The following is a 19,327-nucleotide window of genomic DNA, read 5'->3' on the forward strand; positions in this document are numbered from 1 at the left end:
CAACCCGTGAAAAATAAACAAACCCATCAGCACACTGATCAGTCTCAGCTTAAACACCAGTACCGGAACCCGGATATTTTGCGGGAAGCAGACTCAATTCTCTCTGATTTGCCGGAAACACTGATTGACAGTTACCTTGCCACCCGGTACCAGATCTGGATTGATTCTGCCCTGGTTACGCTGAAAATCGGCTGTCCATCTGCTCCGCTGGCAGCGTTGATGCAAATGACCAGTGCTCGAAACGCGGTATACGTCACCGCCTGCAACCCGGGGAGCCGAATCGTCCCTCTTGATGTGAATCAGCTCGCCATGGTCAGATTGTATGAAAAACTTGCCGGCTGTTCAAACCACATCTACCAGGGAGCCGGGATTGATCCCACCGGAAAATGGCCGGCAGAGGAAAGCCTGCTTGCCCTGGACGTTGACCTGCCTGCTGCCAGACTGATCGGGAAAGAATTCAGGCAGAATGCAATCGTCTGGATTGATTCTGCCGCAATGCCCCGTTTAGTACTATTGCACTGAGGAAGTCGCTTCCCCGGTTAGGATGTTATGCTTCAATTTCTGTAACTCAGGTTGGTTCAGTGTTTCTGTTTCCAGTAACTGCTGCGCGGTCTGATCAAGCAGAGCGCGATTCCTGGTCAGAATCCGGCTGGCACGTTCAAGCGCCTGGTCAAGCAGCGAACGTACTGCCAGGTCAATCCTGTTAGCAGTTTCTTCGCTGTAATCACGGCTTTGCGGCATGGGAAATCCAGTCTGTAAATAAGCTGTCTGCTCCCGGTCATACACTACATTGCCAATAGCATCACTCATGCCATAGCGTAATACCATTGCACGGGCAATATCTGTAGCACGCGCCAGATCATCCGAAGCACCGGTGGAAATTTCGCTGAATACCAGTACTTCCGCTGCACGCCCTCCCAGCAACACTGCCATCTTGTTTTCCAGTTCCTTGCGTGTCATAAGGAAACGATCTTCAGTAGGGCGCTGAATGGTATAACCCAGCGCACCGATTCCACGTGGAATAATTGAAACCTTGTGGACTTCATCTGATCCTGGCAGAGCAAGTGACACCATGGCGTGACCCAGTTCATGATAGGCGACTGTCCGCCTTTCATCAGGATTGAGCAGGCGATTGCGCTTTTCCAGACCTGCCACAATCCGCTCGATCGCATTGTTAAAATCATCCATAGCGACAGCTGATGCACCGCGCCGGGTGGCCAGCAGTGCTGCTTCGTTGATCAGATTGGCCAGATCAGCACCGGTAAAACCGGGAGTCAGCGCTGCAATCTGTTCGGTATCCACATCAGAACCCAGTGTGATTTTACCGATATGTACCGCAAGGATTTGCTGGCGCCCTTTTTTATCAGGCCGGTCAACCAGTACCTGACGATCAAAACGCCCGGCGCGCAACAAGGCGGCATCAAGAATTTCCGGGCGATTGGTGGCAGCAAGGAGAACAATACCGCTAGAGGGATCAAAGCCATCCAGCTCGGCCAGTAACTGATTTAACGTCTGCTCTTTTTCATCGTGCCCGCCAAATCCGCCTGCACCACGAGCCCGTCCTAGTGAATCCAGCTCATCAATAAAAATGATTGCCGGTGCCATCTGGCGTGCCTGTTCAAACAGATCACGTACCCTGGCTGCACCTACTCCGACAAACATCTCGACGAATTCTGATCCGGAAATCGAGAAAAACGGGACACCCGCTTCCCCTGCTACCGCACGAGCCAGCAGCGTTTTACCGGTTCCCGGCGGGCCAACCAGCAGGATACCTTTGGGCGCACGCCCCCCCAGCCGGCTGTATTCCTTTGGGTTTTTGAGAAAATTAACCACCTCGACCAGTTCCTCTTTGGCTTCATCCACACCGGCAACATTGGCGAAGGTCACTTTGGTTTCTTTTTCCACATAAACCTTGGCGCGGCTTTTACCAATTGACATCAGGCCACTTCCCATTATTCCTTTATTCATCCGCCGGATAATAAACAGCCAGATACCGGCAAAAATTGCCATTGGCACGATCCAGGAAAGCAGATCCCGTAACCAGGTGCTCTGAACAACACCGGTGTAAGTGACACTGTGTTTATCCAGTATTTCCGCCAGATCAGACTCAACCCGGGTGGTTACGAATTCGGAGAATTTTTCACCGGCTGATTCCTTGAGCTTACCGAAAATCTGTTTGTCCGTAATAGCCACTTCAGCCACCTTATCCTGCTCCAGCAGCGTCTGGAAGCGGCTATAGGGAATTGGCTCGATTTTTGTATACTGGTTGTACAGATTCTGGATAAAAAGAATGCTGAGTATCGCAATCAGCACATACCAGAAGTTGATCTGGGCTCGTTTGTCTGTGGGCGACTGGTTATTCATGATTCCTCTCTGTTCGTCTGAATTTATTTCCTGCATGCCAATGGATCATGCGGGGCGAAGAGAGAACATAAAACAGATCTTTGTACAGGGCAACCGTATTTCAATAAACCGTACAGACTTTCCCGGCCCCCTTTCCTGCCGGCCCGGGTTGCATGATAGCGCCAGTCACATACAATGGCCGCTTTCTTCAACATACCCATAAAGGATCAGTCCCGATGAAAACACGTGCAGCAGTTGCCTGGCAGGCAGGCCAGCCGCTTACTGTCGAAGAAGTTGATCTGGCCGGCCCCCGTGCAGGAGAAGTGCTGGTTGAAGTCAAAGCCACAGGCATCTGCCATACCGATTACTACACACTTTCCGGTGCGGATCCGGAAGGACTGTTTCCCGCCATTCTTGGCCATGAAGGTGCCGGTGTCGTAGTGGAAGTGGGGGCTGATGTTAAATCGCTGCGCCCGGGAGATCATGTAATCCCTCTGTACACACCGGAATGCCGGGAGTGCAAATTCTGCCTGTCACGCAAAACCAATCTGTGCCAGGCAATCCGTTCCACACAAGGGCGCGGTCTGATGCCAGACGGGACTTCACGCTTCTCGCTCAACGGTAAACCCATTATGCATTACATGGGGACATCAACTTTTTCCAACTTTATTGTTGTTCCCGAAATTGCTCTGGCGAAGATCCGTGAAGATGCGCCTTTTGACAAGGCCTGTTACATCGGGTGTGGTGTGACTACCGGAATTGGTGCGGTACTGTTTACCGCCAAAGTGGAAGCAGGAGCGAATGTTGCTGTATTCGGACTGGGAGGAATCGGTCTGAATGTTATTCAGGGTGCACGCATGATTGGTGCAGGCAAGATTATTGGAATTGACATCAATCCGGAGCGGGAGGCATTGGGTCGACAATTTGGTATGACCCATTTCATCAATCCGAACGAGGTTGAAAATGTGGTTGATGCGGTCATACAACTCACCGATGGGGGGGCTGATTACAGCTTTGAATGTATCGGCAACACTACGGTGATGCGACAGGCGCTGGAGTGTACCCACAAAGGCTGGGGGCGCAGCATCATTATTGGGGTGGCTAAGGCCGGTGCCGAGATCAGTACGCGCCCGTTCCAGCTGGTTACCGGCAGAAAATGGGAAGGCTCCGCTTTTGGTGGCGCACGTGGCCGTACCGATGTTCCCAGGATTGTCGACTGGTATATGGACGGTAAAATCAGCATTGATCCGCTCATCACCCACATACTGAAGCTGGAAGATATTAATGAAGGTTTCAGGCTGATGGAAGCGGGTGAGTCGATTCGATCCGTTGTCGTTTTCTGACCGGTATGACGAAACTGGAAATCAGAAGCCAGCACCGCTGTTTTGCCGGTATTCAGGGCTATTATGAACACCGTTCGGAAATTATCGGCCTGCCGATGCGTTTTTCGGTATATGAGCCTCCCCAGGCAAAAGAAGCTGAAACACTGCGGCTTCCGGTACTTTTTTTCCTTGCCGGGCTAACCTGTACGGAAGAAACCTTCATGATCAAGGCGAGTGCCCAGCGCTTTGCTGCTGAACTGGGACTGATACTGGTCAGCATGGATACCAGTCCGCGCAATACCGGAATTCCAGGTGAAGCAGATGACTGGGATTTTGGAACAGGAGCAGGGTTTTATCTCGATGCGACTGAACAGCCCTGGTCAAGATACTTTCGTATGGAAAGCTATATAACCCAAGAATTGCGCGATATTATCCTGAGCAGATTCCCGGCAGATCCTGAACGGATCGGAATTTTCGGGCACTCCATGGGAGGGCATGGCGCACTGACGCTGGCGTTGCGTCATCCCGGGCTTTATCAGTCCGTCTCGGCATTCGCACCGATAGCCGCTCCCATTCACTGTCTCTGGGGGCAAAAAGCATTTAGCCGTTATCTGGGAGAATCACCGGAAAACTGGCGTAAACACGATGCAACAGCATTGATTGAATCCGGCCATCGATTGCCAACACCGTTAATTGATCAGGGGTTGGATGATCCTTTCCTTACCGAGCAATTACATCCCAGCTATTTCGAAGCTGCCTGTCAGCAAGCCGAACAACCGGTTATTTTGCGCCGTCATGCCGGATACGATCACAGCTACTTTTTTATCAGTACCTTTATTGAAGATCACCTGCGACATCATCACAGCCAGCTGACGGAATGAAGTCAGGGATACGGATAATTGTTTGAAGCCGGGAACACTGGCAGAAACAGTGCAGTAAGCAGGCAAGCACAGATATGGCGGCAAGTCTACAGGACAGGAATCACAAGAACCGCCGCCACCCCGCTTACAGCTTTCCGGAAGATCAGATCACAATGACTTCCGGTAACGGAAAACCGTTGAAATTACTGGCATATGATGTTGTATAGGCGCCGGCATTAGGAATAAAAATGAAATCATCTTCCTGAACATCTTCAGGCAGCATCTCATCGTGCATCAGCACATCCACGGAATCACATGTCGGACCGGCAACTGACCAGGGAACCAGAGGCCCGTTGCGTTGCGTCAGGATTTCATAACGCAACCCTTCACTGACTTCAATGATGCCGCCGAATATCCCGGCATCCCAGTACATCCAGCGTTTGCCGTTACGGGTAGCAGTACCAACCACGCGGCACACAAAACACGCTGAATCAGATACCAGGTAACGCCCGGGTTCGGCCATGATGTGTATATCTTCCGGTAAATCAGCAATTGCCTCGTTGATAACCCCGGCTATGATTTCAATGGAAGGAATCGGTTTAACGTGGCGTACCGGATAACCTCCTCCCAGATTCAGCAGGCGTGGCTTCAGACCGGCCTCACGCATGCCGGCAAACACCGTTTTGGCACGTTCAATACCCACTCGCCAGTTTTGTGGATTACGGCATTGAGATCCCACATGAAAAGTCACACCGGCCAGATCTGCTTTCAGTCTGACAGCTTCATCAATGATTTCACTGACATCCACCAGATGTGTCCCGAACTTCCCTGCCAGCGGCCAGTCACTGCCGATATTGGGAGTATCAATACGCAGATACAGCTTGGCATCCGGCTTGATGCTGACGATCTTGCGCAGCTCTTCAACGCTGTCCAGTACATACCATTCAACCCCTTTTGCCGCAGCATACTCAATATAAGCACGTGATTTCATGGGGTTGCTGTAGAAAATTTCAGCAGCCGGCACCCCCAGCCCCATCAGCAGATCAAGCTCGGCGATTGAGGCAATTTCAAACCCCACCCCCTCCTCAATCAATGTTTTCAGCACACGTGGATCAGGATTGGCTTTGGCAGCGTAATGGGGATGTACACGCGGCATGGCAGCCTTGAATCGTCGGGCTTTGTTGCGAATGATACTGGTGTCGATCAGCAGGAAGGGCTGCTGATAACCCTGTTTTAATCTGGTGTCCACCAGAGTGAGATCAATGCTGATCTCGGGGTGGGTATCAAAAATTATGCTGGTTTCTACTGGCTGATGTGCTGCAGTGGACTGTTTTTTCATGAGAGCGCCTCCTGGCAATTACCAACTACGTTTCAGGGATATGAACATGTACCCAATCAGTCAGAACAAACAGGTTTATCTTGCTTCTCATGATGACCTCCTTATGGGCTACGGCATTTTCTAAAGGGACGCATTATAGACCTGATTTTCTCATAATCAAGTATTTTTTTTATCAAAAAAACATGTTATAAATCATTCTGTTATATTGATAATGACTTGTCTGTTTCCACTAAAAACCACATAAGTCGTCCGACCGTTCTGCAAATGATCTTTTTAATCCGGAAAAATCAGATTCTGCTATTTATCACACCGTGACTGCTCCCCTTTTTCGAATAAAAAGCACCTCTGAAAATGAATAAATTATTTGCGTATAACTCAGTGCTGAGACTAATATCCCAAACGGTCAGTTCTGCCGATGAGCTGATATGTTTATCAATGCATGTCCATTAATAACAGAAGGAGATAGTGATGAAAGGAACTACCTTAGCCGCCATTTTTACGGCAGCCGCACTGCTTTTTTCTTTTAACAGCGCATTTGCCGGTAACGAAGGCCTGCCTGCCAGTCAGGTAATTGCTGCCATCAACACAGCCACTGCAGCCACTCCCGGGCTCATTCACGAAGTTGAAATCGAGCAGAAACTTGGAAAACTGATTGTCGAAGTAAAAATTATCGATGCCAAAGGCCAGAAAGTTAAGGTCAGAATTGATCCGGAAAAAAATGCGGTAATGCAGTAATTCACCAACTTCACCGGACGGCGGCCCGGCAAGGGTACTGAAAGAATATACGAACAGACAATCACACCTGCCGGGCTGCCCGCTCTGTCTATCTGTCCAGCCTCCCGAGAAACCTCAGGTACCCCCGGTAACCACACGATTAATCCTGCGAGAACCTGAATGACATCTGCTCCATCTTCTCCGATATCACAACAGCCACAACACCCTGCAATTCCGCGTGTCGGTTTTGTTTCCCTTGGCTGCCCCAAGGCAACAGTGGATTCCGAACGTATCCTCACCTGTCTGCGGGCAGAGGGTTATCTGATTTCGCCCAGCTATGCTGAAGCCGATCTGGTCGTTGTCAACACCTGCGGTTTTATTGACAGTGCCGTGGCGGAATCGCTGGAAACCATAGGTGAAGCACTGACTGAAAATGGCAAGGTAATCGTGACCGGCTGCCTCGGTGCAAAAGAGGACGTCATCCGGCAGGCACACCCCAGCGTGCTGGCAGTAACCGGCCCGCAAGCCACTGAAGAAGTCATGGCGGCTATCCACCATCATCTGCCCAAACCGCACGATCCCTATCTTGATCTGGTACCACCACAGGGAATCAGGCTCACACCCAAACACTATGCCTATCTCAAGATTTCCGAGGGCTGCAACCATCGCTGCACGTTCTGCATCATTCCCAGCATGCGCGGCGATCTGGTCAGCCGGCCGGTGGGAGGCGTGCTGCAGGAAGCACAAAGTCTGGTTGAAGCCGGGGTCAAGGAGCTGCTGATCATCTCCCAGGACACCAGTGCCTACGGTGTGGATATCAAATACCGCACCGGCTTCTGGCAGGGCAGGCCGGTTCGCACCCGTATTACCGAACTGGCAAAAGCACTGGGAGAATTCGGTGTCTGGGTACGGTTGCATTACGTCTATCCCTACCCGCATGTGGACGAACTGATCCCGCTAATGGCAGATGGTAAACTCCTGCCTTATCTGGACATTCCTTTCCAGCACGCCAATGAGCGCATACTCAGGCTGATGAAACGCCCGGCCAGCAGTGAAAATGTACTGGCACGTATCCGTCAGTGGCGCGGTATCTGTCCGGATATCGCATTACGCAGCACCTTTATCGTCGGTTTTCCAGGCGAAACCGAGCAGGAATTTGAGGAATTACTGGCTTTTCTGGAAGAAGCGCAGCTTGACCGGGTTGGCGCATTTGCCTATTCACCCGTCAAAGGTGCGGCTGCCAATGCACTGCCGGATCACATCCCCTCTGAAATCCAGCAGGAGCGGCTGGAAAGGCTGATGCAACGACAGGAAACCATCAGTGAAAAACGTCTGGCAGCGAAAAAAGGCCGGCAACTCAGGGTACTGATAGATACAGTTGATGAAGAAGGTGCCATTGCCAGAAGCTACGCTGATGCACCGGAAATTGACGGCGTTGTTTATATCAGCAATGCCTCAGCCCTGAAAACAGGTGATTGGGCGGATGTACGTGTTACCGATACCGATATTCACGATTTATGGGCGGAAAAAATCTGACGCGAGCGGTGCGGAAACATCATGACAGAAACCGGGGTACTGCCTGTCGTTCCGTTACCCCCTGCTTTATTATGCTCACAGTTACGATACGATAACAAAAGTAACAAAACGCAGAGGGCTGCAACAAAATCAAGGATAAAGACAACGCCGTGACAAAAACCCGGGATACTTCAGGGTAAAGCAACCTGAAATATCCCTGTGGATTTCTTTACTCGTTATCTGTCAGGCAAAAGAGGAAAAGTGTGTATTACTGTAACGACGGGTGCAGAAAAATACAGCACCCAGCCCCAGGGATAACAACAGCAATGTGCCGGGCTCACTGACCTCACGGGGATCACGAGGTTTTTCACGCCAGGTTAACAACGCCTGATTATTCATCGGACTCACCGGGGTCAACTTGTAAAATTCCCACGTATCACTCACATAATTGTTGGGTATTGAAGCTATACCAGGTTTTCCATTTGAACCAGTCAGCCAGGTATCCGCTAAAGCCCGGGCACCATCAAAATCTGTTGTGGCTTTAAATGTCCCGTCTGACAGATTCCGTAAATTATCCCCTTCAAAGAAAATTTCCCATAGAGTTAGCTGGAAAGCCGCATCATTTTTATTTGTACCCAAATCATTAAAGTGATTATCAAACAGCCAGCTAACCTGGGAGAGCTGTAAACCGGTCAGATTTGCTGGAGCAATGTCATAAGTCACGTTCCGGCCAGTTACCAGCCAGTGGTTTATATCAATACAAAAAGCTTGCAAAGAATTATTCCACTCACCCCCTCCTCCAGATAGCACATTAAACTTAAACTCACCGGCACCCACTCCACCGTTAAGCGGTGTTGTTATGTTTCCCGATTTGGATCCATTAACAAAACCCTGATAATTCAATTCGATATTAACAGCCCAGCTTGCTGAAGCGAAACCAAGGGAAGCAATTGCAGCAGTTAAAACAGCCGTTTTCCGGATACCCCAGCCAAATTGTTTATGCTCTAAAAATAACTTCACCGTATTTCTCCTTATTGGTTCTTATGTGATACCCGGTCATTCCAGGCATCTTCACCTTCTATTGAGCATTAAACATGCCAGAGATTAAATATCATTAATAAACAGACAGATAAAAAACAGGTTTATAATCTTGCTTAAGGGAGTGTAAAAAAACCCAACAGGTTTTAGGTGCATTGAGCCTGGTCTTCGGGTACAAATCACAGCCAGAACACACAACTTGAATTACAGGCTTGATACAGGAGGTTGCGTTACCATGCCGGACATGAAAAACAAGATTGAAAGCAGGCTGCAATCATTGCAACCGCAGTTTCTGGAAGTGATCAACGAGAGCTACCGTCACAATGTGCCGGCAGGATCGGAATCCCATTTCAAAGTGACAATTGTCTCGGATGTGTTTAGTGGCAAACCCCTGGTGGCGCGTCACCGGCTGGTTAATACCACACTGACAGATGAAATCGTCCGCTCCATTCACGCGCTGGCGCTGCATACGCTCACCCCCGCGGAATGGCGGGAACGTAATGAAACGGCACATACCTCCCCGCCCTGCCTGGGTGGCTCCCCCGGCGAGATACGTGCCGGTGCAAAAAAAGTATGCTGACTTTTTTCAGGAAAATTCTGGGGCATTCACTATGCAAAAATTATTGATTTTTTTCGCATCCCGATTTTACGGCGGGCTGGTTTTACGGCAGAAATAAACAGACGGTTTCCACCTTGCTGCAAGCCATAAATGAAATATCGCGGTCAGACCAGCGTACTAACCCGGTGACCGGGTGTGATTCGGTATACAGCCTCAAGCCTTTATGGTGAATCTGATCGAGTGAATAAGACAGTCTCATAACAGGAAAAGCTATAATATCGCCCTTATTTTCAGTGTTTCGTCCATCTTAAGGCGGCTATTCTGGCTACTCGGCAGGAACTCTCAGAATTTCTCAGTGAAGTTGAGCTGCGTGCGTATAAGCAGGCATTATTTGCTGTGCAGGATGAGCATGCGGCACTTGATATCGTCCAGGATTCGATGATGAAGCTGGTTGAAAAATACTCAGACAAGCCTCTCTCCGAAATTCCCCCTCTGTTTCAGCGCATCTTGCAGAATACGATTCGTGATTTTTATCGCCGACAGAAATCACGCTCGCTCTGGGTAACATTATTTTCATCATTCATACCCGATTCGGATGACAGAGAAACCGGTACGGATATACCCGAGTCATTGCCGGTAGCCCCGGATTTTGGCTGTAAAAACAACCCCGGCACTGCAGCAGAACAATCACAGATCATCGAGCTGATCAGCCAGGCAATAGAAAATTTACCGCCACGTCAACGGGAAGCCTTTCTGCTGCGTTACTGGGAAGAGATGGATGTGTCTGAAACAGCCAGGGTCATGGACTGTTCAGAAGGCAGCGTAAAAACGCATTGTTCCCGGGCAGCTCATACACTTGCTGCTCTGTTGGAGAGTAAAGGAATCAAATGATGACTGAGGAAGAGAGAACGGGGAAAACCGTCAAAGGATTGCTGGACAAAAGCCTGGGTGATATCACCCCCGGCACCTTGTATCGCCTGCAGGCAGCGCGCAGAGCCGCGCTGGAACAGTATCAGCCGGCTGGAGAGGTATTGCACACCGGTACCGATACTCTGGTTCAGAGCGGGCTGCACTGGATTTCATCTCATGCCGGCAGACTGTTGCTGACAGCAAGTCTGTTGTTTTTTCTGGCGACACACAGTTACTGGCAGAAACAGCATCGTATCGAAGACAAAACCACGACTGCTCCCGCCATCCTCACACAGGACGCACCTTCCGGCGCCCCGAAAACCAATGATACGGCTGATATGTACACGCCTTCCGATGAGGTGGCGAATGAGGTAACAGCCGGGGAAGCAGCTCCCCGGGATTCTGATGATGAAGGCGGTCATGCTAATGAAGCAGTGTCCGGGGTTGGCACGGAAACCGGTGATACGGGTGATTCCGATGATTCCGGCGAGGCTGACAGTGTGGATAATGCCGGCGATACCAGTAATGCTGGTACCTATGATTCTGCAGAAAACCAGGATTCACTGAATCAGGAAGAAACCGGCAGTACCGATGATTACGCACCAGGTGCAGATGATACGGTGGATTTCTACGATGAGGAAAATACCCCGGACACACCGGATACAACAGGTACAAACCAGAGCAATACAGACAGTACTGATCATGCCGGCGACACCAGTGACACACCCCGATAATCACTTTTGACAGATGGTGGCCTGATCCGGCTATCCGTCAAATAATGTAACCCTCCCCTGCAACGGCCGCTTGCAGCGATTGTTTGCATCGGCCGTTTCCACGCTACTTCACGTTATTTTTTGTAATTAATGTCATCCATTACCAGCGATCTGCCTCATATCATCCCCTCTGATTTTCCATCCCACTGGCAAACACGGATCAGTACCCTGCTCAACGGGCAGGAGCAAATCCTTGCCTGGCTGGAAATTGATCTTGACAACCAGCTGCATTTTTCACCCGGATTACTCATCGTGACTACACACAGGATTCTTGCCCGATCCGAAAAGGATGAAAACTGGCAGGCATGGTCCAATCAGCCGGATATGAAACTGACGTATCAGGATCATGCCGGTATTTGCAGTATTGAGTTATTCGATATCCACGCACGACTTGCCTGCTGGCATTGCACGCTGGAGAAACATCAGGCAATCGATCAGCTGATTGCCCATTTTGTTCAGCTGATTACAGCTGAAACTGCTCAAACGGGAGAGGCCCCGGCAAATCCGGATGAAGGCACAGAAATTGAGAGTGACAGTAAAATTGCCATCGAAACTGATCTGGCAGACAGCAGTGAAAGTATTGCCACCGGCAATCAGGAAACGAATACAGCTCCCCCTTCCACCTGGACATTATTTCGCCTGTGGCGTTTTGCCAAACCATACAAATGGCAGCTGCTTACCGGTTTCATGCTGATGCTGGGCAGTACAGCCGCTGCACTGGTGCCACCCTATCTGACCATGCCGCTGATGGATAACGTGCTGATTCCCTACCAGAACGGCCATCCAATCGACACCGGTCTGGTGACATTCTATCTGTCCGGCCTGCTGGGAGCAGCAGTTCTGGCCTGGATACTGGGCTGGTTACGCACCTACACAATGGCAAAGGTGTCTGAGCGTATCGGTGCTGATTTACGAACAACTACCTATGAGCATCTGCTCGGTCTTTCTCAAGCCTATTTTGGCGGTAAGCGCACAGGTGATCTGATGGCACGTATCGGGGCGGAAACAGATCGGATTAATATGTTTCTATCACTCAATCTGCTCGATTTTGCGACAGATGTACTCATGATTACCCTGACCGTCATTATCCTGGTTTCGATCAACCCATGGCTGGCACTCATCACCCTGCTTCCCCTGCCCATCATTGCCTGGCTGATTCATCTGGTCCGGGATCGGTTACGGGTCGGTTTTGAAAAAACCGGGCGTGTCTGGGCCGAGGTCAACAATGTACTGGCGGATACTCTGCCCGGTATCCGGGTTGTTAAGGCATTCGCACAGGAAGAAAGAGAAATCGAGCGTTTCCGCATAGTTAACCAGCGCAATGTGGAAATCAACGACCGGGTCAATAAAATCTGGGCGCTGTTTACACCCACGGTCACATTCCTGACGGAATGCGGCCTGCTGGTTGTATGGATTTTTGGTATCTGGCAGGTATCACAGGACCACATTACTGTTGGTGTACTCACTGCCTTTCTGGCCTACATTGGCCGCTTCTACCTGCGGCTGGATTCAATGAGCCGGATTGTTTCAGCCACACAAAAGGCGGCAGCCGGCACCAAACGGATATTCGATATTCTCGATCATGTCTCCAGTGTGCCCGAGCCGGTCAAACCCATTCATTTACCGGCGATAAAAGGCCATATCGGATTGAGCAACGTCAGTTTCCGCTACGGGACACGCCGGGTTATCCAGAATCTTGATTTTGCAATCAAACCCGGCGAAATGATCGGTCTGGTTGGGCATAGCGGCTCGGGTAAAAGCACGCTTATCAACCTGATCTGCCGTTTTTATGATGTAACTGATGGCGCTATTCTGATTGATGATGTCGATATACGCTCACTCCCCATTGCAGAATACCGCAAACATATCGGGCTGGTATTACAGGAGCCTTTCCTGTTTTTCGGAACGATTGCTGAAAATATCGCCTACGGCAGACCCAACGCTTCCCGCAGAGAAATCATCGCTGCTGCACGCGCGGCATACGCCCATGAATTTATCCTGCGGCTGCCCTATGGCTATGATTCCCTGGTAGGTGAACGCGGACAGGCGCTATCCGGTGGAGAAAGACAGCGTATTTCCATAGCCCGGGCATTGCTGATTGATCCTCGCATCCTGATACTGGACGAAGCCACTTCATCAGTAGATACCCAAACCGAACAGGAAATCCAGGGGGCACTGGATAACCTCGTTTCCGGCCGAACCACCATAGCTGTAGCGCATCGTCTTTCAACCCTGCAGCAGGCAAACCGGCTGGTGGTACTTGATCACGGCAAAATTGTGGAAGTTGGTAATCATGAGGAGCTGATGGATCGCCGGGGGCATTACTACCAGCTCTATCAGGCGCAATCACGCAGCAGTGATGACGAAGAACAACCCGCTGCAGCTGGAAAAATAATGGGTATCCGGAGCAATCTCGCATGAACACGAATCTGACTGGCTGCAAACTGAACCGTAATACCTTTGGCAAGCTGATTGCCACAGGAAAAGACCATCAGATTCATGAAGGTGTGATACCTGTACGCGCATTTCCAGTCACGGCTCCCGGTGAAGGTATTTCACTGGTTGATAATCATGGCCATGAAGTGGTCTGGATAGATAACCTGGCTGAATTGCCCGAAATGGAACGCAACCTGATTGAAGAAGAATTTGCCAGCCGTGAATTCATGCCGGAAATTAAGCGTATCGACAAAGTTTCAAGTTTTGCCACACCCAGTATCTGGCAGGTACAAACTGATCGGGGCAATACTCAATTCACTCTCAAGGGCGAAGAAGATATCCGTCGCCTGTCACTTTCCACACTGCTGATTACCGACAGCAATGGCATTCATTTTCTGGTTCGTGACCGATCCGTGCTGGATCGTCACAGCAACAAACTGCTGGATCGTTTTCTGTGAGCATTGTTTCTTGTAATTATCATATTTTGCTGTAAACCGATCGGGCCTGTCCTGCGTTAATTCAGGTAAGTACATTCACCTTACTTTTCATGTCAATCCAAACCGCAATTCATACTGATTCTTCTGTTCACAGCACCAGAGATCTCAAATTCCTTGAGGTTCGTTATGTAGATGGTCCCAATATGTGGACATATACCCCTGTTTTAGAAGCAATCGTCGATATAGGTGAGCTTGAAGACTATCCATCGGACACGATTCCCGGTTTTTATGAACGGCTGTCTTCATGGCTGCCTTCCCTGTTTGAACATCGCTGCAGTTATGGCGAACCGGGCGGATTTCTGCGCCGCGTCCAGGAAGGGACCTGGCCCTGTCATATTCTTGAGCATGTCACGCTTGAACTGCAGAATCTGGCCGGGATGCGGGGAGGATTTGGCCGGGCGCGGGAAACTTCAGATCGAGGTGTTTACAAAGTGGTTGTCAGTGCGTGGAACAGGGAAATAACACTTAAGGCACTGTATCTGGCGCGGGAGCTGGTGCTGGCTGCAATGGGGTTTGATCAGACACAGCCAGCTTATGATGTGCAGAACGCAATCAGTCAACTGCGTGACATGATCGATTCACACTGGCTTGGTCCCTCCACTGCCTGCATTGTTGATGCTGCCACTGCCCGCAATATCCCGTCAATCCGCCTGCTGGAAAAAGGTAATCTTGTTCAGCTGGGCCAGGGTGCACACAGCCGCTATATCTGGACGGCAGAAACAGATAGCACCACGGCGATTGCCGAAAATATTTCGCGTGACAAAGAACTGACCAAATCACTGTTACGGGCTTGCGGCATCCCCGTTCCGGAGGGACGTATCGTGACTGATCCGGCTGATGCCTGGGAAGCAGCTGAAGATATTGGCCTGCCCGTTGTCGTTAAACCGGATGATGGCAATCATGGCCGGGGTGTTTTTATCGAGCTGAGTAAGCGCGAAGAAATTGAATCTGCCTTTGCAATTGCTGCACAGGAAGGCAGCGATGTACTGGTAGAACGCTATATTCCCGGAATAGAACACCGCCTCCTTATCGTGGGCGGAAAGCTTGTGGCAGCTGCACGCGGGGATTCTGTATTCGTTACCGGAGATGGTGCATCTGCTATTACAAAGCTGATAGAAGATCAGATCAATTCTGATCCGCGCCGGGGGCCCTCTGAAAATCATCCGCTTAATCTGATCAGACTGGATGATGCGGTCCAGATGGAGCTTGCACATCAGGGCTACACCAGCGATTCTGTCCCACCTGCCGGGACAAGGGTACAAATCCAGCGTAACGGCAATCACGCTATTGATATAACCGACGAAGTCGATCCGGTTACAGCCGACCTGGCTGCACTGGCTGCCCGTATTGTGGGCCTGGATATTGCCGGAATTGATCTGGTTGTAGAAGATATTTCGCGTCCGCTCGCTGAACAGGAGGGGGCGATTGTTGAAGTCAATGCCGGCCCCAGTCTGCTTATGCATATTAAACCTGCCATCGGTGAGCCACGCCCGGTTGGCGAGGCTATCGTCAACCAGCTGTTTCCCAATCAGGACCAGGGACGTATCCCTGTTGTCGGTATTACCGGCAGCAGTGGCATGACCGTTGTTGCCCGCCTTGTTGCCAGTCTGCTCATCCTGTCCGGCAAACGTACCGGACTGGCGTGCGGGAACGGACTTTATCTCGATCACCGGAAAATTGATCACGGCAACTGTGCCAACCATCGATCGGCTCGCCGTATTCTGATGAACCGTACGGTTGAGGCTGCTGTTTTCGAGAATGGCTTTAATACGATGCTGGAGGAAGGTTTAGCGTATGACAGCTGTCAGGTGGGCGTTGTTACCCGGATCGAACCTGAACAGTATTTGGGTTATCAGGGGACAGGAACAACTGAACAGGTTTTCAAGGTACTGAGGACACAGGTGGATGTTGTTTCCCCTACCGGTGGCAAAAAAGCCGATATTTCACCGGAAATCGTGCTGCCAACCGGTGCGGCCATTTTGAATGCTGAAGATCCCATGCAGATTCAGATGACAGAGTTATGTCAGGGTGAAGTTATCTATTTTAGCTGTGATCCGGGGCTGGCAGTAATCAGTGCCCACCGGCAGGAAGGGACCGGCCCAACCCGGGGAAAGCGCGTGGTGACCGTACGCAACTGGGAAATTCTGTTAATAGACGGCCCCGCTGAAACATTACTGATCCGGCTGGATGACCTGCAGGCAAGAACCGGCAACTTTCCTGTGGAAACAGCATTCCTGCTGGCTGGTATTGGTGCAGGCTGGGCATTAGGCATGTCACCAGATCTTATTCGTACCGGTTTGATTGCTTTCCTGCAAAACCAAGCCAAGCAACCATCTGTTTAACAATTTTCTGAAGATCAGTTCATTTAAGGAAATATCCATGAAGGCAATACAAATTCGTGCACTGCGGGGACCCAATGTCTGGAGCAAACTTACTGCTATCGAGGCCACATTTGTACTTACACAACGTGAAAGCCGACCGTACAGCATTCCCGGCTTTGATATGCGCCTGCGCGAATATTTTCCGGATATTGCTCTCTTTCAGTCGACGGATTGGCAGAAAACAACACTGGCTCATATTCTGGCCTTTATCACACTGAAGCTGCAAGGGCAGGCTGGTTGTCCTGTCAGTTTCAGTCGTGTAGTCAGGATGGCGGAAGCAGACAGCTGGCGTGTCATCGTGGAATACACTGAAGAAGCTGTTGGCCGGCTGGCACTGGAACAATCGCTTGCGTTGTGTCAGGCCGTTACAGAGGCCACTCCGTTTGACACGCATGAAGCAGTCAGTCGCCTGCATGAACTGTACGAAGATGTCCGTCTTGGACCCAGCACGAACTCGATTGTACAGGCAGCCGTCCGCCGCAAGATTCCCTACCGCCGTTTAACCGATGGCAGCCTGGTTCAGTTTGGCTGGGGTAGCCGGCAACGGCGTATTCTGGCTTCCGAGAGTGATCGAACCAGTGTCGTTGCAGAATCTGTCGTGCAGGACAAGGATCTCACCAAGGTGCTTTTACATGCGGCGGGTATTCCTGTGCCAGCCGGACGACCGGTGACCAGTGCTGAAGATGCCTGGGCGGCAGCCTGTGAAATCGGCACACCAGTCGTAGTCAAACCCCAGGACGGTAACCAAGGGAGAGGCGTGACCGCCAATCTGACAACCCCTGATCAGGTCAGGGCGGCCTATTATGTTGCATCAGAAAAAAGCGGCAATGTACTGGTTGAGCGCTACATCAGCGGACATGATTACCGTTTGCTGGTCGTAGGCAGCAAACTGGCAGCAGCTGCAAGGCGTGATCCGCCACAAGTGGTGGGTGACGGCATTAACAGTATTGCCCGGCTGGTAGAACAGGTTAACAGCAATCCACTGCGCAGCGAGGGTCACGCCAACCTGCTGACCAAAATCCGCCTGGATGAAATTTCTGTGGCTCACCTGGCTATGCAGGGGTTAAATACCGGCTCCATTCCGGATAAGGGCAAGCTGGTGACATTGCGTAACAACGCCAATCTCTCCACTGGCGGTACAGCAACGGATGTAACGGATGAAGTTCATCCTGATATTGCGGAATGTGCTGTGATGGCAGCCCGGATGACAGGTATCGATATCTGCGGCATCGACATCATTTGCAGTGATTTGTCCCGCCCGCTGGAAGAGCAGGGTGGCGCAATTATCGAGGTCAATGCTGCCCCCGGCCTCCGTATGCATCTGCAGCCTTCATACGGTAAACCGCGTGCAGTAGGTGAAGCCATTATCGATCATCTGTTTGCGCAGAATGAAAATGCACGCATTCCGGTCATAACAATCACCGGTACCAATGGAAAAACCACTACAGCACGCCTGATTGCCAACATGCTGGAAAATAACGGGTTGCGAACGGGCATCGCCTGTACAGATGGTGTCTTCGTCAACAATCAGTGCGTGGATACAGGGGATTGCAGCGGCCCCAAGAGTGCCAGAAACATTTTATTCCATCCCGATGTGGACGCTGCCGTACTGGAAACAGCACGCGGCGGTATTCTGCGCGAAGGTTTGGGATTTGATTACTGTGATGTGGCAGTTGTCACCAATATAGGCCGGGGAGATCACCTTGGCATTGCCAATATCAATACAGCCGAAGAATTGGCATCCGTCAAACGAACCATCGTGGAAAACGTCAACCCGGAAACCGGTTTTGCTGTACTAAACGCGGATGATCCACTGGTGCTTGGTATGGCAAATCATTGCCCGGGTACTGTTACCTTCTTCTCCCGTAACAACCGCCACCCGGCCATTCTGGAACAGCGTGTTCAGGGAAAACGGGTAATCTACCTGGAAGATCATCATATCGTTGTTGCTGAAGCCGGGATTGAACGAAAAATTCCTCTCAGCGAAATTCGGCTGACGAAGAATGGCATGATCAGCTTCCAGATCGAGAATGCCATGGCCTCTATCGGTGCCGGATTAGCGGTCGGGCTTGACTGGGAAACTATTTGTACCGGACTGGCTGACTTTGTCAGCGATGCACAGACTGTTCCGGGGCGCTTTAACCTGTTCAACTACCGTGAAGCAACGTTAATCGCAGATTACGGCCATAATCCGGATGCGATGGAAGCTCTGGTGTGTGCCATTGATCATATTCCTGCAAAAAAGCGTACCGTGGTGATCAGTGCAGCAGGGGACCGTCGCAACGAAGATATCCGTCTGCAAACTCAGATCCTGGGTGATGTATTCGATGAGGTTGTCCTGTTTCAGGACCAGTGCCAGCGCGGCCGGGCTGATGGTGAGGTGCTTAATCTGTTGCGCGAGGGACTCGAAAACGCCAAACGTGTACGTAAAGTCAGTGAAATTCGTGGAGAGTTCAAAGCAATTGATACGGCATTAACCAACCTGGAGGCGGGTGAACTCTGCCTGATTCTGATTGACCAGGTGGAACAGGCCCTCGGATATATCCATTCCCGTATTGCTGTCGCCTGACAGTAAATTCCCGAACCTGTCCAAAGCGCTGTCGTCAGGCTTGGAACCGGGTGTCAGTGCCTGGCAGGTGCG

The 19,327-nt window shown here is 50.8% G+C and carries 15 protein-coding genes; 12 read left to right on the forward strand and 3 right to left on the reverse strand.

Going from position 1 to position 19,327, the window contains the following annotated elements:
* The first annotated feature begins 6 nt into the window (after positions 1 to 6).
* Positions 7 to 522, forward strand: a complete 516-nt coding sequence (locus tag IT527_RS02970) for a DUF3293 domain-containing protein (RefSeq protein WP_292966354.1) — start codon at positions 7 to 9, stop codon at positions 520 to 522.
* On the opposite strand, the gene ftsH is transcribed toward IT527_RS02970, so the two are convergent.
* Positions 511 to 2,364 (reverse strand): ATP-dependent zinc metalloprotease FtsH, encoded by a 1,854-nt coding sequence (ftsH, locus tag IT527_RS02975; protein WP_292966357.1) that lies wholly within the window; start codon positions 2,362 to 2,364, stop codon positions 511 to 513. The two genes, IT527_RS02970 and ftsH, sit on opposite strands and share 12 nt — an antisense overlap.
* A gap of 215 nt (positions 2,365 to 2,579) precedes the next feature.
* Between ftsH and IT527_RS02980 the strand changes: the two genes are divergently transcribed.
* Both IT527_RS02980 and fghA read left to right on the forward strand, forming a co-directional pair.
* Entirely contained in the window at positions 2,580 to 3,686 is a 1,107-nt protein-coding gene (locus IT527_RS02980; RefSeq protein ID WP_292966359.1) for an S-(hydroxymethyl)glutathione dehydrogenase/class III alcohol dehydrogenase, read from the forward strand.
* A 5-nt stretch (positions 3,687 to 3,691) separates the two neighbouring features.
* Positions 3,692 to 4,546 carry an S-formylglutathione hydrolase gene (gene fghA, locus IT527_RS02985; RefSeq protein WP_292966398.1) on the forward strand — a complete coding sequence of 285 codons (855 nt, stop codon included), beginning with the start codon at positions 3,692 to 3,694 and terminating at the stop codon, positions 4,544 to 4,546.
* A 142-nt stretch (positions 4,547 to 4,688) separates the two neighbouring features.
* On the opposite strand, the gene IT527_RS02990 is transcribed toward fghA, so the two are convergent.
* On the reverse strand, positions 4,689 to 5,864 hold the full coding sequence (locus tag IT527_RS02990) for a type III PLP-dependent enzyme (protein ID WP_292966401.1): 1,176 nt from the start codon (positions 5,862 to 5,864) through the stop codon (positions 4,689 to 4,691).
* Between the two features lie 468 nt (positions 5,865 to 6,332).
* On the opposite strand from IT527_RS02990, the gene IT527_RS02995 reads away from it, so the two are divergent.
* Both IT527_RS02995 and rimO read left to right on the forward strand, forming a co-directional pair.
* Positions 6,333 to 6,599, forward strand: a complete 267-nt coding sequence (locus IT527_RS02995; RefSeq protein ID WP_292966403.1) for a hypothetical protein — start codon at positions 6,333 to 6,335, stop codon at positions 6,597 to 6,599.
* Between the two features lie 159 nt (positions 6,600 to 6,758).
* The gene (rimO, locus tag IT527_RS03000) at positions 6,759 to 8,114 is read left to right on the forward strand and encodes a 30S ribosomal protein S12 methylthiotransferase RimO (RefSeq protein ID WP_292966405.1); all 1,356 of its coding nucleotides are present in this window, start codon (positions 6,759 to 6,761) and stop codon (positions 8,112 to 8,114) included.
* A gap of 222 nt (positions 8,115 to 8,336) precedes the next feature.
* Here the strand turns inward: rimO and IT527_RS03005 are convergent, their stop codons facing one another.
* Complete coding sequence (locus IT527_RS03005) at positions 8,337 to 9,113, reverse strand: PEP-CTERM sorting domain-containing protein (protein ID WP_292966406.1); 777 nt, start codon at positions 9,111 to 9,113, stop codon at positions 8,337 to 8,339.
* A gap of 253 nt (positions 9,114 to 9,366) precedes the next feature.
* Here IT527_RS03005 and IT527_RS03010 point away from each other — a divergent pair, with 253 nt between their 5' ends.
* The 7 genes from IT527_RS03010 to cphA (IT527_RS03040) all read left to right on the forward strand — a co-directional run bounded on the left by IT527_RS03010 (position 9,367) and on the right by cphA (IT527_RS03040) (position 19,255).
* Positions 9,367 to 9,711, forward strand: coding sequence for a BolA/IbaG family iron-sulfur metabolism protein (locus IT527_RS03010; protein WP_292966408.1), 345 nt, complete (start codon positions 9,367 to 9,369; stop codon positions 9,709 to 9,711).
* A gap of 300 nt (positions 9,712 to 10,011) precedes the next feature.
* Complete coding sequence (locus IT527_RS03015; RefSeq protein ID WP_292966469.1) at positions 10,012 to 10,581, forward strand: RNA polymerase sigma factor; 570 nt, start codon at positions 10,012 to 10,014, stop codon at positions 10,579 to 10,581.
* Positions 10,578 to 11,333 (forward strand): DUF3619 family protein, encoded by a 756-nt coding sequence (locus tag IT527_RS03020; protein ID WP_292966410.1) that lies wholly within the window; start codon positions 10,578 to 10,580, stop codon positions 11,331 to 11,333. Before IT527_RS03015 ends, IT527_RS03020 begins: the two co-directional genes overlap by 4 nt.
* A gap of 129 nt (positions 11,334 to 11,462) precedes the next feature.
* Positions 11,463 to 13,793, forward strand: coding sequence for an ABC transporter ATP-binding protein (locus IT527_RS03025; RefSeq protein WP_292966412.1), 2,331 nt, complete (start codon positions 11,463 to 11,465; stop codon positions 13,791 to 13,793).
* A complete protein-coding gene (locus IT527_RS03030) occupies positions 13,790 to 14,266 on the forward strand; it encodes a DUF1854 domain-containing protein (RefSeq protein WP_292966414.1) in 477 nt (158 codons plus the stop codon). The genes IT527_RS03025 and IT527_RS03030 overlap by 4 nt, the downstream gene beginning before the upstream one ends.
* An 89-nt stretch (positions 14,267 to 14,355) precedes the next feature.
* Positions 14,356 to 16,647: a cyanophycin synthetase gene (cphA, locus tag IT527_RS03035; protein WP_292966416.1), complete on the forward strand. Its 2,292-nt coding sequence runs from the start codon at positions 14,356 to 14,358 to the stop codon at positions 16,645 to 16,647.
* Between the two features lie 37 nt (positions 16,648 to 16,684).
* The gene (gene cphA, locus IT527_RS03040) at positions 16,685 to 19,255 is read left to right on the forward strand and encodes a cyanophycin synthetase (protein WP_292966418.1); all 2,571 of its coding nucleotides are present in this window, start codon (positions 16,685 to 16,687) and stop codon (positions 19,253 to 19,255) included.
* Positions 19,256 to 19,327 lie beyond the last annotated feature (72 nt).

The sequence above is a fragment of the Nitrosomonas sp. genome (assembly GCF_020852615.1).
Taxonomy (GTDB): Bacteria; Pseudomonadota; Gammaproteobacteria; order Burkholderiales; family Nitrosomonadaceae; genus Nitrosomonas.